The organism is Kordia sp. (assembly GCF_022447245.1).
GTDB lineage: Bacteria > Bacteroidota > Bacteroidia > Flavobacteriales > Flavobacteriaceae > Kordia.
This window is the reverse complement of record NZ_JAKVBC010000001.1, coordinates 205,200-221,313: the sequence shown is the minus strand read 5'-3', so window position 1 is coordinate 221,313 and position 16,114 is coordinate 205,200. Positions and strand designations below refer to the sequence as shown.

The 16,114-nt window shown below is 32.7% G+C and carries 16 protein-coding genes; 10 read left to right on the top strand and 6 right to left on the bottom strand.

Annotated features, from left to right (window positions below; all coding sequences use genetic code 11):
* Window positions 1-126 precede the first annotated feature (126 nt).
* Entirely contained in the window at window positions 127-2,835 is a 2,709-nt protein-coding gene (locus MK119_RS01100) for a CHAT domain-containing protein (protein WP_290669779.1), read from the top strand.
* Between the two features lie 39 nt (window positions 2,836-2,874).
* Here MK119_RS01100 and MK119_RS01095 read toward each other — a convergent pair whose 3' ends face one another.
* On the bottom strand, window positions 2,875-3,825 hold the full coding sequence (locus MK119_RS01095) for an NAD-dependent epimerase/dehydratase family protein (RefSeq protein ID WP_290669776.1): 951 nt from the start codon (window positions 3,823-3,825) through the stop codon (window positions 2,875-2,877).
* Window positions 3,826-4,161: 336 nt separating this feature from the next.
* Between MK119_RS01095 and MK119_RS01090 the strand changes: the two genes are divergently transcribed.
* From MK119_RS01090 to MK119_RS01055, 8 genes are all read left to right on the top strand, one after another.
* On the top strand, window positions 4,162-4,788 hold the full coding sequence (locus tag MK119_RS01090) for a hypothetical protein (RefSeq protein ID WP_290669773.1): 627 nt from the start codon (window positions 4,162-4,164) through the stop codon (window positions 4,786-4,788).
* A 3-nt stretch (window positions 4,789-4,791) separates the two neighbouring features.
* Window positions 4,792-5,310 (top strand): nuclear transport factor 2 family protein, encoded by a 519-nt coding sequence (locus MK119_RS01085; RefSeq protein ID WP_290669770.1) that lies wholly within the window; start codon window positions 4,792-4,794, stop codon window positions 5,308-5,310.
* Window positions 5,311-5,408: 98 nt separating this feature from the next.
* Window positions 5,409-7,481, top strand: a complete 2,073-nt coding sequence (locus MK119_RS01080) for a M13 family metallopeptidase (RefSeq protein ID WP_290669767.1) — start codon at window positions 5,409-5,411, stop codon at window positions 7,479-7,481.
* 161 nt (window positions 7,482-7,642) lie between these two features.
* The gene (locus MK119_RS01075; RefSeq protein WP_290669764.1) at window positions 7,643-8,203 is read left to right on the top strand and encodes a Crp/Fnr family transcriptional regulator; all 561 of its coding nucleotides are present in this window, start codon (window positions 7,643-7,645) and stop codon (window positions 8,201-8,203) included.
* A 70-nt stretch (window positions 8,204-8,273) separates the two neighbouring features.
* Window positions 8,274-8,915 (top strand): hypothetical protein, encoded by a 642-nt coding sequence (locus MK119_RS01070; protein ID WP_290669761.1) that lies wholly within the window; start codon window positions 8,274-8,276, stop codon window positions 8,913-8,915.
* On the top strand, window positions 8,912-9,454 hold the full coding sequence (locus MK119_RS01065) for an AAA family ATPase (RefSeq protein ID WP_290669758.1): 543 nt from the start codon (window positions 8,912-8,914) through the stop codon (window positions 9,452-9,454). Before MK119_RS01070 ends, MK119_RS01065 begins: the two co-directional genes overlap by 4 nt.
* A 116-nt stretch (window positions 9,455-9,570) precedes the next feature.
* Entirely contained in the window at window positions 9,571-10,293 is a 723-nt protein-coding gene (locus tag MK119_RS01060; protein ID WP_290669755.1) for a hypothetical protein, read from the top strand.
* A 353-nt stretch (window positions 10,294-10,646) separates the two neighbouring features.
* Window positions 10,647-10,973, top strand: coding sequence for a hypothetical protein (locus MK119_RS01055; RefSeq protein ID WP_290669752.1), 327 nt, complete (start codon window positions 10,647-10,649; stop codon window positions 10,971-10,973).
* On the opposite strand, the gene MK119_RS01050 is transcribed toward MK119_RS01055, so the two are convergent.
* Window positions 10,970-13,249: a M28 family peptidase gene (locus tag MK119_RS01050; protein WP_290669749.1), complete on the bottom strand. Its 2,280-nt coding sequence runs from the start codon at window positions 13,247-13,249 to the stop codon at window positions 10,970-10,972. The two genes, MK119_RS01055 and MK119_RS01050, sit on opposite strands and share 4 nt — an antisense overlap.
* Before the next feature lie 129 nt (window positions 13,250-13,378).
* Between MK119_RS01050 and MK119_RS01045 the strand changes: the two genes are divergently transcribed.
* Window positions 13,379-13,849 (top strand): CBS domain-containing protein, encoded by a 471-nt coding sequence (locus tag MK119_RS01045; RefSeq protein ID WP_290669746.1) that lies wholly within the window; start codon window positions 13,379-13,381, stop codon window positions 13,847-13,849.
* On the opposite strand, the gene MK119_RS01040 is transcribed toward MK119_RS01045, so the two are convergent.
* The 4 genes from MK119_RS01040 to MK119_RS01025 form a co-directional block, all read right to left on the bottom strand.
* Window positions 13,850-13,996, bottom strand: a complete 147-nt coding sequence (locus MK119_RS01040) for a hypothetical protein (protein WP_290669743.1) — start codon at window positions 13,994-13,996, stop codon at window positions 13,850-13,852.
* A gap of 555 nt (window positions 13,997-14,551) precedes the next feature.
* Window positions 14,552-14,845, bottom strand: coding sequence for a hypothetical protein (locus MK119_RS01035; protein ID WP_290669740.1), 294 nt, complete (start codon window positions 14,843-14,845; stop codon window positions 14,552-14,554).
* Between the two features lie 233 nt (window positions 14,846-15,078).
* The gene (locus tag MK119_RS01030; RefSeq protein ID WP_290669737.1) at window positions 15,079-15,441 is read right to left on the bottom strand and encodes a hypothetical protein; all 363 of its coding nucleotides are present in this window, start codon (window positions 15,439-15,441) and stop codon (window positions 15,079-15,081) included.
* Window positions 15,429-16,082: a hypothetical protein gene (locus MK119_RS01025; RefSeq protein WP_290669731.1), complete on the bottom strand. Its 654-nt coding sequence runs from the start codon at window positions 16,080-16,082 to the stop codon at window positions 15,429-15,431. Before MK119_RS01025 ends, MK119_RS01030 begins: the two co-directional genes overlap by 13 nt.
* Window positions 16,083-16,114 lie beyond the last annotated feature (32 nt).

Genomic DNA, 16,114 nt, shown 5'->3' with positions numbered 1-16,114 from the left:
TATAAAATTTTATGCACATATAACTCTAAAAAAAGAGTATTTATTGTAAGGTTTTATAACTGATGTTTGAATTAAAAGATTAATATTCTGTTGTTTATGATTGTGTTGCGCCCAAAAAAATTTAAGTTGTTCATATTATTTTTTTCTTTGTTTTTTATTGCAGAAGCTCAGCAGCTACAATTACACGAGTATTACAATCAACAGATTGCAACAAAAGACTTTTCAGTAGATGAGAAGGAACAATTTTTAGATAGTTTATTGCATGAAAATAATATCAAAATTGATACACTAAAACTAATCAAAATCTATCGTAGTTTTTTGACAGATTTAAGGCATTCTAATTATAAAAAATCATTCAGTCTCATAGATAAAATAGAGAGATTGACCGTTTTATCTGATAATTATGATATTGAAGATATTAAGATAGTACATCGAAATAAAATATTATTTTTATACAATACTCAGAAATACTATGAAGTATTAAAGAATGTAAACTTGTATTTAGATAAATACCCTGAAAAAGATGCACAACTCGGAAAAGTATATCGTCTGATAGCTAATACTTACAGTGACTTAGGAGATTTACAGAAAGCGATAGATAATTTTGACAAGTCTATTTATATTAGTAAAAAACAAAATGACAATAAAGGGCTCGCTCTATCTTTACGAGATAAGCTAGGAATTTATATAGAATTAGAAGATAGTATTTATAATCGTGAAATAGGTAAACTTTTAGAGCAAACAGAAGCTCTAAAAAAAGTATATGACTTTGATGATAAACTTGAAAAAGCGTATAGAAATAATTTAGGTTGTTTTTTTGATTTTTTAGGAGATTACTCTAAAGCTAAGATTAATTATGAGAAAGCTTTAGATATATCAATGCAAACAGAAGATTTTGAAAAAGTTTTTGATACTTATATTAATCTTGGAGTTTTATCCAAAAAGGAAAAAAAAATAGAAAAGGCTCTAGAATATTTACAAAAAGCTTCTGAATATACTTATGATGAAAAGTATAAAGAAGCTATGGTTTTTAATAACTTGGCAGATATTTACAAACTTCAAAATAATTATAAAAACGCACTAATCCATTACCAGAAAGCAATCACGCAGGCACTACATTCTAAAGAGCTTCCATATCAAACACTACCCAAGTTTGAAGACATTGAATTATCTCCAAACAAAATAGATATCTTAGGATATTTAATTGATAAATCCAATGGATGGATTGCCTGTTATGAAGCAGAAAAAAATGCCAAATACCTTGAGAATTCCTTAGAAACGTTTGCACTAGCTGACAGTTTGGTTGATGTTATTTATGTTGAAAGCAGAGAAGACTTATCGAAGTTATTTTGGCGAAAAAAAAGTGCTACTTTTTATCCAAAAGCAGTTGAGGTGTGCCATCGTTTGCAACAACCTGAAAAAGCTTTCTTCTTCATGGAAAAAAATAAAGCAATCTTATTACTGGAAAATATGACAGATGCTACTGCAAAACGCTTGTCAAAACTTCCGAAAGAGATTTTAAAACGAGAACAAGACTTGATCAAAAAAATCAAAACACTTGAAGGAGAAATACAAATGTCTTCTTATACGGAAAGTCATATAGATACTTTAAAAGATAATATATTCGATTATAAAAAAGAACTGAATGCGTTTATAGATTCTTTAGAAACGAATTATCCAAAATATTACAAATACAAAAAAAATAAAAAGGTTGTTACCTTACAAGAGGTTCAAAGTAATCTGCAAAAAGACGAGCTGATTTTACAATATATTGTAGGCAAAGAAAAAGGTTTTGTAACATTAATTTCACCCGAAACAATTCAATTAAAGGAATTACCAAGTACAGCAAGACTCAGAGAAACAGTTGCCACATATAAAAACGCAGTCTCGAAACCCTTTGTAAATATAGATGATAAAAATAAGTATGAGGAAGTCGCAACGCTATTATATCAGCAACTTTTTCCATTTTCGGAAACACTTTCTCAAAAACAAATGACGATTATTCCTGATGATGTTTTACAATACATTCCGTTTGAAGCATTACGAGCGCCAACAAACGAATACTTAATTGAAAACACACAAATTCAGTACAATTATTCATTGTCATCTGCGGCACAATCGCAACAAAATAGAATGTCTTCAGGAAGCTCATTTATTGCCATTGCTCCCACAAAATTCCTAGATGAACAATATGCTACACTAACAACAAGTTCTGCTGAACTGGAAAAGTTGACACGTATTTTTGGAGCCAATCATTTTCAATATGAAAACGCGACAAAAAAACGGTTTACAGAAGCGTATGGAAATTACAAAATTGTACACTTATCTACGCATGGTGGACTTGACAACGCGATTCCTTGGTTGGCATTTTACGATGAAAAAATTACGTTAGATGAATTGTATTTTACCAAAAACCAATCAGAATTGGTCGTGCTAAGTGCCTGTAAAACTTCAGATGGAGAATTAAAAAAAGGAGAAGGTGTTATGAGTTTGGCAAGAGGGTTTTTTAACGCTGGAGCTAAAAGTGTTATTTCTTCCTTATGGGATATTAATGAAAAGGCAAGTACTGAAATCATAGAAGAATTTTATAAAAATATTATAGCGGGTGATTCCAAATCAGGAGCCTTACAAAAAGCAAAACTTACGTACATTCAAAACAATGAAAATACGAGTGAAGCCTCACCGTATTATTGGAGTGCTTTGACATTAACAGGTGATGAGAGTCCAATAAAACTATCAGCAAACGGATATTTGTATTATATTTTCGGAGGAATATTGCTCACAGGAATAGTATTATACATTCGTCGAAAAAGAAACAAAAAAGAAGTAGCCTAAACTCAATTCATAATGTAGAATTCAGCATTCTCAAATGTGTTAGACCAACACACGTTGTAAATTTGAAATCATTTCAGAAACAATAGTCTTCATATCAAATTCATGCGACCAATTCCAATCTGCAGTAGCGGTTGAATCATCAATACTTTCTGGCCACGTATCTGCAATTTTTTGCCTAGAATCTGGTTCATAAGCAATAGCGAATTCAGGGATTATTTGTTGAATAGCAGTTGCCAACTCAGCAGGTGTAAAACTAATAGCTGCAATATTGTATGAAGAACGAACCTTTACTGATTCTGGTTCAGCTTTCATAATATTGATAGTAGCCCGAACGGCATCGTCCATAAACATCATTGGAAGAGAAGTATCATCACGCAAAAAACAAGTGTATGAACCTTTCTGAACAGCTTCATGGAAAATCTCTACGGCATAATCTGTAGTTCCGCCACCAGGATTTGCTTTCCAGCTAATGATGCCAGGATAACGAATGCTACGTACATCTACACCATAATTTTTATGGTAATATTCACACCAACGTTCACCAGATAGTTTACTAATTCCGTACACAGTTGATGGTTCCATAATAGTGTGTTGCGGTGTGTTTTTCTTCGGAGAATTTTCACCAAAAACAGCAATAGAACTCGGCCAAAATACTTTTTGTATTACCTTTTCTTTTGCCAAGTTAAGTACATGAAAAAGTGAATTCATATTCAAATCCCAAGCAAAATCAGGATTTTTTTCAGCAGTAGCAGAAAGTAGTGCAGCCATTAAATACACATCAGTGATCTTATGCTTTTCTACACAAGCTTTGATAGCGTCTTTATCACGAGCATCCAAGAGTTCAAAAGTTCCTTGGTTAAAAACATCACTCTCGCTTTTTCGAATATCAGATGCTATCACATTCGAAAAACCATAGGTGTTTCGCAAAGCAGTTGTTAACTCTGTACCTATCTGCCCGCAGGCGCCAATAATTAAAACTTTTGTACTCATCAATAATTAGTAAACTTGCTCAGGGCAAACCCTTGGGATATATACATAAAATTCATAATAAAATATTGAGGCAAACCTCGGAGCATTATAAATCTCAATTATCGAGATAATAATAGAACCACAAAGATAAAAAAAATCTAATTCGAGTGAATGCGAAAAATTAACTAAAAAAGCCAAAACTTTGATAAATTCATAAAATACAATACCTTAGAGTGGTAAACTTTGTTAAAAATACAGGCAAACTTAAAAAACTGGCTATATTTGTTCCTCTTTTAATATTAAAGTAGACAGTTGAAAAAATTAATAAAAAATAGGATTGCATTTGTTCTTGTTTGTATGACTCTTTTTGCATGTGGAAAAGAAGAAGAACAAACTACGCGCATGCAACAAACTCAGAGCCAAGAAGAATACCTCGCCAAAAATAAACTAAACATTCCTAGAAAAGGAAATTTACAAGAACTAACACCAACTCAAAAGGAGTTAGTGCAAGATTGGTTAGAATTCAATGCAGTTCATGAAAATATGAAACTCATTAACGAAAGTACGCGTTTTGCCATCATAGAAGATTTAGGGCAATTGGCAAGCAATATTGATGAGGTAGAAAAAAAGAAGTTGCCAGAAGCTTTAGACATTATGCAAATACGCAGTCGTTTTCTAGTGCTTAAAACGAAGGCATTAAAATTACAAGATGATGCTACTGACGATAGCATTCCAAATACGTTTATAGAAAAAGAAATTGTAGAAATGAACAAAGTATTCAATGCAGTATGTAGCCAAATAGAACAGGCGTCGTTACTCGATATTGAAGCTGAAGAAATATTAGGAGACGTATTTAAAGTTACAGACAGTACTAAGAATGCTCCAAAGAAAGTGCTGCAAACAGAACAATTACCAACACAAAAGGCACAAAAACAAAAACTACCAAAAAAGCCATTCAAACAAGTAAAACCAAAAAATAATTAAGTCTTGAAAAAAATAATTCTGTGGGTTCTTGTTATTGCATGTATTTCGTGCAATACTGAAAAAGCACGCCAAAAAGTAGAAGAATTTCGCTTATCACAAAGTAAAACAGAAATCAATGCAGTGCTAGATGCTTGGCATAAAGCTGCGGCCGATGCAAAATTTGACGATTATTTCTCTAAAATGACAAATGATGCCATTTTTATTGGAACTGATCCAACAGAAAACTGGCAGAATAAAGAGTTCAAAGAGTTTTCTAAGCCGTATTTTGACAAAGGAAAAGCATGGAGTTTTACTGCTCTAGAACGAAACGTGTTTATGTCAGAATATGGAGATATTGCTTGGTTTGACGAATTGTTGGATACACAAATGGAATTATGCCGAGGATCAGGAGTTGTCAAAAAAGTAGGAGGCGAGTGGAAAATAGCTCATTATGTACTTTCTATTGCAATTCCTAACGATAATGTAAAAGAAGTCGTTGGCTTAAAGAAAGAATTTGACTCTATTTTGAAGTCCAAATTCTAAAATTCTCTTAAAAAAATGTTAATGTGTTACATGTTCGTAACATTCATCCCTCAATTTATACTAAACTACACGAGACTAAAATTAAATAGAACCAAAAAATGAAGACAAATACCTTAAGATTAGCACTTTGCTTTACTGCTGGCACACTCCTTTTCTCTTGCGAAGGTGAGAAAAAAGATTTAAAGGAAAAAGAAGTGGCTCAAGTTAAAGTTCCCGGAATCAACTTGGAATATATGGATACTTCAGTACGTCCAAATGATGACTTTTATACCTATGTAAATGGTAAATGGATGGAAGCTACTGAAATTCCTGCAGATAGAACATCTTGGGGAGGATTTGGAGTACTTCGTAAAGATACAGATAATGACGTCCTTGAAATTCTTGAAAAAGCCAACAAAAGTGGAAAATATGCAGCAGGAACTGATCAAGCAAAAGCATTATTAATATACAATTCTATTTTAGATACTGTAGCAAGAAACAAAGATGGAATAAAACCATTACAACCAGCTTTAGATGCTATTGCAAGCATTCAAACAATTGCAGATATGCAAACAGTATTGGCAAAAAATCCAGCAACAATTACAGCTCCTTTCTTAGGACTAACAGCTTTTGCTAATTTAAGTGATAGTAGTATGAACGCCGCGTATGTTGTACCTGGTGGATTAGGATTACCAGAGAGAGATTATTACTTGCTTGAAGATGAAAAATCTAAAGAAATTAGAGCAAAATATGTAGTGCACATTACACGTATGTTACAATATTTAGGTGACGATGAAGAAAAAGCGAAAAAAGACGCTGAGACTATTTTAGCTTTAGAAACTAAATTAGCAGCACCACGTTTGGATAAAGTACAAAGTAGAGATATGCGCAACTTTAACAATCCACGTACGGTTGCTGAACTATCGGAAATGACTCCAGTAATTGATTGGGAAAAATTAATTGCTGATTTAGAAGTTAAAGAACTAGATACTGTTATTGTGATGCAACCAAAATATATGACTGCGTTACAAGAGATCTTAAAGAACGAAAGTATTGACGATATTAAAACGCTAATGCGTTGGTCTACTTTAGATGGTGCAGCAGGAATGTTAACTACTGAGTTGAACAAAGCAAATTGGGAGTTTTATTCAAAAGAATTAAATGGAGCCAAAAAGCAACGTGATGCTAAAGAAAGAGCATTAGCAACAGTAAACGGATCAGTTGGTGAAGCAATTGGACAATTATATGTAGATGCTAAATTCCCGCCAGAAGCCAAAGAAAAAGCAGAAAAAATGATTGCAAATGTAATTGCTGCCTACAAAGATAGAATTAAGGTTCTTGACTGGATGAGTCCAGAAACAAAAGAAAAAGCAATTGAAAAATTAGATAAATTCACGGTAAAAATTGGATATCCTGACAAGTGGGAAGACTACTCTAATTTAGATATAAAAGCAGGAAATTCATACTATGACAACATGGTTGCTGTTGGAAAATGGGCATTCAGAAAGAACCTAGATGATATTGATCAGCCAGTTGATAAAACAAAATGGGGAATGTCACCACAAACGGTAAATGCATACTTTAACCCATTAAACAATGAAATCGTATTCCCTGCAGCAATTTTACAACCACCTTTCTACAACTATCAAGCAGATGATGCTGTAAATTATGGTGGAATTGGTGCTGTAATTGGACACGAAATTTCACATGCATTTGACGATTCAGGAGCACGTTTTGATGCCAATGGAAACTTAACAAACTGGTGGACAGATGAGGATTTAAAGCAATTTACAGAAAGAGGAAATGTCTTAGTTGCACAGTACAACGCTATTGAAGTATTACCTGACGTATTCATTAATGGAAAATTTACTTTAGGTGAAAATATTGGAGATTTGGGAGGTGTTTTAGGTGCTTATGATGGATTACAACGTCACATTAAAGAACATGGAAGACCAGACAAAATTGATGGTTATACTGCTGAACAACGTTTCTTCCTTTCTTGGGCAACGGTTTGGAGAACAAAAATGAGAGAAGAAGCATTGCGTACACGTATCAAAACGGATCCGCACTCTCCAGGACAATACAGAGCGTATGTTCCTTTACAAAATGTCGACGCTTTCTATGAAGCATTTGATATTAAAGAAGGTGACAAAATGTACATTGCTCCAGAAGATAGAGTTCGAATTTGGTAAATACCAAATCACAATAAAACAAGAGCCTGAATATTAAACATTCAGGCTTTTTAATTTACTTGAAATAAACAGTAAAATAGAAACTCAATGAGTTGTTATTTATTAATTTAGCCTACAAATAGATGGTTTTCATCTCAAAATAATATTAGTAATAACTGTATATGGAGAAATCGTTATCAAAACTTCTGAAGAATGCTGGTGAATTTTCTGAGGACGAGATCGTTCTACTAAAACAAGAACTTCAGTACAAAGAGCTAAAAAAAGGCGAGTGTGTACTAGAAAAAGGAAATATTTGTTCTACGATTTATTTTGTGATCTCTGGGAGTTTTTATGAATACAATCTAGATTCTGATTTAGAAAAAAATGTTATTGATCTCTTCACTGAAAACGATTGGGTACTAAACCATAAAAGCTTTACTTCCAGAAAACCGTCTCAAAATACCATTCAGGCGTTTGAAGAAAGTACTGTGTATGAATTGTCCATTGAATCCATACACAAACTCATTGCCTTATCACAAAATTTTCTTCAAATGGGAAAAATCTTAGATACTGCTGTTTCAAGAATTAACTTTTTTGACAACAACAATACACCTGACGAAAAGTATGAGTGTATTCTAAAAACGAGACCAGTTCTGATTCAAAAATTCCCTCAAAAATTCATCGCTTCGTATTTAAAAATCACACCTGAAACCTTGAGTAGGGTTCGAAAAAGAATTCAATAATTTCTTGATTTCGATCAAGTGTCACTTTTCTGTATACTATTGATATTTGTTGTTTAAAAATATATAAGCAATGAAAAATCATTTTTACAGAAGCACAGGAATTTCACTTATTAGCGGTGCGTTACTCATCATTTTTACAATGCTACTACATCCTTTAGGAGGAAGTATTGAACGTATTATTAGCATTTATAACATTATCACGACAGCACATTCTTTAGCTATCGTTAGCTTGCCAATCGTTTTGTTTGGATTTTACGGACTCAGCGTATGTCTTTTGGATACATACAGGTTTTCTTTGTTGTCCTTTATAATTATTGCTTTTGGTCTTATTGCAGCCATGTTTGCAGCATTATTCAATGGATTGGTTTTGCCATACTTTCTCCATCAATATTCAGATAGATTAACTGAAACGATGGACATATTAAAACCAATTAGTAATTTTAGTTTTGCAATCAATCTACCGTTAGACTATATTTTTATCATTGCTTGTTGCCTTTCAATTTTTATATATTCAATGATCATTTTGGCAAAGCGAATATTTCCGAGATGGATTGGTTATTTGGGAATTGCCATTGCTCTTTTTGCGATCATAGGATTTGTAACAGCATTTGTTTTTACAAGTTTGACAGGTTTTAGAATATTTACATTCAGTATTGCATTTTGGATTTTATCAAGCGGCGTCTATCTTATAAAAAATAAAGTAAAACCATGAAAATATTGGTATTTGGAGCATCAGGATGTGGAAAAACGTCTTTGGCTAAAGAAATTGCTAAGAGGACAAATTCTACTCATTTAGATTCTGACGATTATTATTGGAAAAAAACAGAAATACCTTTTCAAGAAAAAGTCCCACCACAAGAACGCAATCAAAATATAAGAAGAGATTTTGAAAAGACAAGCAATGTAATTGTAAGTGGTTCCTTGGTAAATTGGGGAGCAGCATGGCAAACTGCATTTGATTTAGCTGTATTTATCACATTAGAGCAAACAGAAAGAATTGAACGACTCAAAAAACGTGAAATAGAGCGGTATGGAAATCAACTTTTGACCAATACGAAAATCAGCGAAACTTCTAATGCATTTTTAGATTGGGCACATCACTATGACAATCCTTACTTTAATGGAACAACCCTTGAAGTGCATACCCAATGGATTATATCACTAAACTGTAATGTATTGCGATTAGACGGTAAAACTGACTTCCATAGCAATGTTGAAAAAGTTCTTTTCGAAATAAAAAAATACATATAAATTCAAACTAAAAGCCTGAATGTTGAAGTTCAGGCTTTTTTGATGAATTAAACTCAGTTTTTTGAGTAAATTAGAAGTTACTTCAGTATGTCAAACTAATAATGGGAACCTGAAATATGAACATTTTCAATAAAATTATAGATAGCTTTAATAGACAAAAAGTTATTGACGAATTGTTCGATGACATAAAAAATTTAGATGAAGTTCTTTTAGATAAAAGACTCGCAATTTTTAAAGAAGTTGTTACGCCTAAATTTAACGAAATTGGACTAAAAAACTGGAATGGAAAATATATATGGTTTAGCGATTTTAATGAGGATGGAATAAAACATGTTGTGGAGTATAATGTATTTAAAGGTTTTGGCGGTTCTTTCTCGTTTGGTAATTGTTTTGAATATGTTCCTACAATTTCGGGGAAAAGACTCGTGAATCACAGAACAGAAAAATCAACAAAAATTATTTATTTCAAACGCTTAGAAGGTTGGCAAAATAGCTATGAAAAAAACAAACCTATTAATCCTGATAGAATAAGTACGGTAAACGAAGAGAAATTTAGAAAAAGTCTGAATCGAGTATTGCATAAAAATATTCCAAAATTAAACAAATGGTTTGCTGAAAAAAATACAATTGATCAAAACATTGCAGCGCTTTTAAAAGATATAGAAAATCCTGTGTATGAAATTGCACGACGAGTCATATCTTCTGAATATGTATTGGCTTTTTTGTACAAACAAAAAGGAGATAAAGAACTGGCCAAATATTGGATGATGGAACACTTTAAAAAATCAAGTAATTCAGAAAAGGAAAAACAATTGATATTGAAAAAAATACAAAGCTAGCTAATCGTAATGATAATTTGAATATGAAAAATAGCGTCATACTAATTGTGGTTTTATCCGTTTTGATTTCTTGTAGCGATACTACAAAAACGGAGAAACAACAACCAAAGAAAACAGTTGAAACTTCTCAGCAGCTTGATAGTCTTCCTAAAAAACAGCAGTAATTACGGTTGATGAAACGGGTTTTGAACCGTTTGATGCTTCTGAATATTTATCAACTCAGTTATTATTAGGGAGAGGTGAAACTTTAAAAAAACAGAAGATTGAGAATCTTCATATTGTTGGTGAAAACACATATAAAATAAATCATCAGGGATTAATCATAGGATTGTACAATATCAGTAATAACTACAGTGAATATACCTATACCAAAAGTGGTTTCTAAATACAATCAGCATACAAAAGAAAGAACACAATACACAAATACAGATGCTACAAGCTTACAAAAAAGCATACATAATTTTATAGATAACAGAAGTACAGGACCTTATAAAATCAATCGTGCAAAACAAATAATACTAAGCTATGGAAATGATCTTGTATTTTGCTGTGGCGAATTGATGCCTGGAAAAAACAGCATGCACTATTATTACAACAAAAATCAATTGATCGATTCTTTGGTCATCAACGGATTTGAGTCGCAAAAGAAAATGACTTTTAAGTATGTATATAATAACTAAAGCTTAATTGTCTTCTTTACAATAACAGCATCATTCAATACAAATGGTCGTGGCATCATATCCTTTGCTCGCGGCGGAATGGAAAACAATGGATTTTTCATCAAATCAAAAGAAGCTTCATATAAAATTAACTCAGGAGTTGCATTTGGTTTCACGGTAAATGACAATTCTAACGGATCATTGTCAGACACATAATAACTGGTCAAACGATTCCAATCATTATTTGGATACTTAATGTCAAGTCCATTTGCTTTGGCAGAAGCAAATTTAGCATGACTACTAAACACTTCCATACGATTTACGTCTCGTTGCGGCGTAATTTTAATATCAATATAACGTGCATTGTTATAGATAGTATCTTTTAATGTTTCTATCAATGGCAATGGAATTTGCTTTACAGGCGCGTCTTGTGTATACGTAAATCCAGATTTATACTTGCTATCCATCACATCTTTCGATTTTGATACATTTGTTTCATCTTTAATGTAATTCTTTGTCCAATCGTCTAAAATGCCATCATACGTATTCCAGCTTGCCTTTTGTTGATTGGCATCTAAAATATAGACCAAACTGTTTGGTTTTTGTCGTTCTTCTGTAAAATCAGATCGTGAATGCGCTACAAAAAAGGCAATAATCGTCAATAAGAAAAACAAACGTGCTGTCCATTTTGGACGTTTATACAACCCGAAAACAGGCACCATTAATCCAAAAATTAACACGACTAATAAGGGAACAACTGCAATAATTTTGAGTCCCAAACCGACAGGAATTAGTTTGATAAAAGGCACTAAAATAAATATAGCAGGAAAAGCCAAAACCGTATACAATAAGGTCAATGGATTGTCTTTTTGCTTTATAAGAATAAACAACGAAACCAACATAAAAAATACTGGAATGGCAATGAAACTAGCTCCATCTAAGTAAATCCCAGCTAAAGTTGTAATAATAATCCAAAGGAATAAAGGAGCAATGGATAAGTTGGCAGCTGTTACTTTTTTACCAAATTTATGATATACATAAAAGATGATTCCTAAGGCAAAAAAGGCAAATAATGAAATATAGACATAGCCATTATAAGTAAATCCGTGTTGAATTTCTGCATAATGTGGATACATCCATTTAAAAATAATCCAAAGTAATATGGTCAATCCGCAACTGGCAACCAATCCAATGATAAAAGGTAGAAATCCTTGTAAAATTCCTTTAGTTGAAAGCATTCGTTTTCTAAATCCGTACCAAAGTAATCCAACAAATAAAAGGGCAATTACAATCAAAATTGGGAAAATCCAACTGAATGGATACGCATGAAAACCTAGTGGACTGTTAAAATAGATTAAATCCTCATCTGTTGTAATTTGTGTTAAATCTTGCTTGGAAAAATAGTCAAGCAATGGCATCAAGTAGGTTCCTTGGTGCGTTAAGGTATTAAAGTCCAAATTTTCTACGTTATCATTTTCAGTGTGATAATCGTAATGATCGTCAATAAAAGCAAAGTTGAATCCTTGAATATTTCTATCTTCTCTAAAAACAGTCAAATCTGTATCATTCGGAAGCATTTTATAAATACTATACGCAAGCGAGTTTCCTACAGGATAACGCAAGCCAGCATCTTGAAATGCTTTAATAAGTTTGGCATTTCCATTATTGGTTTCTAGTAGCATAATACTTGGTCCGCCACTTCCACGTGCTTCAAAATTGAGCACCAAACCAACATCTTTTGCCCAAGGATGTTCATTTACAAACAAATTAGCGCCATTCAAACCTAATTCTTCTCCATCTGATAATAATAAAATGATATCATTTTCAGGTTGTTCTCCTTTGGCTAAAAAAGCGCGAGTTCCTTCTAAAATTGTCGCAACTCCACTAGCAGCGTCACTCGCTCCAATAGCAGAATGTGGATCACTATCGTAATGTGACAATAACAATAGCGCTTTGGTAGAATTTTTTCCTTTAATGCGTGCCAATACATTTTTAGGTTTGGACATATTTCCAGAAGCATCGAGTGTAAACCCTTCCTGTACCGTTGGATTTAGTCCGAGCTTCTTCAATTCAGCAACAATATAATTACGAACCTCGGCATGTGCTTTAGAACCCACATAATGCGGTTCTTTTGCCATTTCAGTTACATGTGTAAAAGCGCGAACGGTTGAAAATTCTTCTTTGGGAACATTTTCTTCCGTAAGACTTTGCGGCATTACGGTTTTAAAACTGTAGTATACTGCACATGCAATAAGGATAAACGATAAAAATGTATAGCGTGCTCTTGGTGTAGTCATATTGATTGATTGATTGAATGGTTGCTTAAAAATACTAAAAAAGTATACAGAAAAAGCGAAGTATGTAATGTTTTAGGTTAACTAATGAAAAATGAGTAACTTTAAGAGAATCTAAAAAAACCTAAAGTCATGGCAATAAAGAGTTTTCAAGGAGCGCGAAAGTCACAAGCAACAACTACAAGCAAAGCAGAAGCCCTAAAAGTAAGCGATTATATGTCGCGAAACTTAATCACTTTCAAACCTGAACAAACCGTAGAAGAAGTGATTCAAAAACTGATTCAGCATAAAATATCTGGCGGACCAGTAGTGAATGATAAAAATGAATTAGTTGGCATTATTTCGGAAGGAGATTGCATCAAACAAATTTCGGATAGTCGTTATTACAATATGCCGTTTGAGCACAACAAGATAGAAGCACACATGGTAAAAAATGTTGAAACTATTGACGGAAACCTCAATATTTTTGATGCAGCCAGTAAATTTCTTCAATCCAAAAGAAGACGTTTTCCAATTGTAGAAAATGGCAAACTAGTTGGGCAAATTAGTCAAAAAGATATTTTAAAAGCTGCCATGAAGTTAAAAGGGCAGAATTGGAAATAATTATAACTTACGGTTTGCACGTTCCATAGCTTTTGGCTCATCTGTAATTAGTAATTTTTGCTTTTTCGTTCCTGATAAAGCCAAAATTCTAGTACCGGAATAGCTATCAATTGGTTTGTCAACAGTTATCCATTTTCCAATACCCATTACGGCGATTTCTTCGTCTTGTTCTATGATGCGTTGGGTGTAGTGGAGCGTTCTGTTTAAACCGAAGCTACCTTACTATTTTTACCGTATTGCCTCGAAAACTGTTCTGTCTTTTCATCAGCATTATTAAAAACGCCAGAATTGAGTTTATGATCGGCTACCAGGTGAATTCTTTTTTTGTCTTTGAGAGTATTATTCAAATGAATAACGGCATTTTCTGTTCCTGCTTGAATGAAGAAATCTTGAAACTGAACATCGTGTATGATAATTTTCCAATGTTTTCTGCGCTTCTCTTTTACTTTTATATCGTAATATACACATTTGCGTTTGCTTAAAGTGCAATTAAAGGCTGACCAGCATACTTTGCTTTTCCAACAATTTTGGCATATTCATGATTGCGAACACTGTGAATTGAAGTTCTTCTTATTTTTTTGATTTCTCGTAAAATTATATTTTTTGGGCTAAAATAAATTCCCAAAACAACAATTGTAAGAACGAAGATAAGAATGAATGCAAGTATGATAAATTGTGTTATATTCCTAATTGTTTAGTTAATTATTGTTTTGCTTCTTCCAACTTTTGGACATTCTCTTTTAATTGCTCCAGTTGTGTTTCGCGTTCTTTTTTCTTTGCATTATATATAGAATCGCGCATTCTTTTTTCAGCTTGTTGAAGTGCTCTGCGCTCAATTTCTTTTTTATTTTCTTTAAACTTTAAAAAGCTTTTTTGAAACGATTCAATGAATGCTTCATTTTCTTGCTGTTTTTTGTGATTCTTGTAGAATAACGATCCAGCAATTGCTAAAACTACTGTGGTAATAATTATAAGACCAGCTTTCTTTTTAGTCATATCAAATGTTTTTTTTAAAAAAATCACCGTCGATTTTGCTCTTTATTCTTTTATTGAATTTTTAGAATCTTCTACGGCTTTTTAAGGTTTTCTTCCATTTTTGAAAGTATATTATCAACTTTTGTAGTGCTTTGTATTCTTCACTTTTAGGCGCATAGTTTCAGTAAAGAAATAGTCTAAAAGTTGCAGCAGCAACAATAACTAGTACAATTATTCCATTTTTTTTAGTCATCTTAAGAGTTCTTTTTTACTAACAAATAATATTCGTTTTCTAATGGTAAATAGCCTTGATCATATACATAATAGTAGGTGGAATTTGATTTTGTTACATAAATAGAGGTAAAATAATTAAAATCGAATCCTTTCTCTAACAGTCTCGCTTTCGTAGTTTTAGTCTTTTGATTTACGTTCAAATCTTCTAAAATACGCCAGTTTTTACGCAAACGATTGTTGATATTTCGAATCAGATTTTTTCCATCTTTATTCAATCGATTGTTATAGGCGTTTCTACAATAATCACTACAAAACTTTTTATCGACACGACCTTTAAATGGAGCGCCACATTCTAAACATTTTTTTTGATCTACTGTTTCCATTGGTATGTAATATAAGGAGTGTTGTGTAAATTGGTTTCTTTTAGTGGAATAATTTCTGCTTTTAGTTGATAAGCGTGTATGAGCAAGTCTCCGCAATCAATTACATTAGGAATGCCTCGATCTTCATACAAAACCGAAACCTGATGTCCAAAATGCAGAATAATTCCTTTTTTAATAACCGTTGTTTTTTGCATATACTTTATAATTCCTCTTGGCCCACAGTACGGAACTTTCATGCCTTGTTTTCGTTTTCCATAAATGGCAAGCTCGGCACAATCCGTAGCAACGCGTAAGTCGGTTTGGTGCCCATATTCATCTAAAAATATAGGCGAAAGCACAAAAGGAATATTCAATAATTCTTCTAAATGTCCTAAATACCCTTTATTTTTTGTGTATACAATTTGATAGATATCATCCTGTATTAAATGCAACGGTAATTTTGTTTCAGGCAATTCTTTAGGTTGTGAAAAGCTGAATAAATGCGTTCCCACAGAAAAATTGTAGAGTACATCTTTCGTTGCTACATGTTTGTATGAATATGTAATTTCTTGTGTTATATCATATGCATATTCTTTATATATGGGCACAATTTCATAGATGGAATCTTTTGCCCTGAACGGAAAATCATTCAAAGTATGCATACGAATTATCTTTTTATGCTGTTGCGCTAACA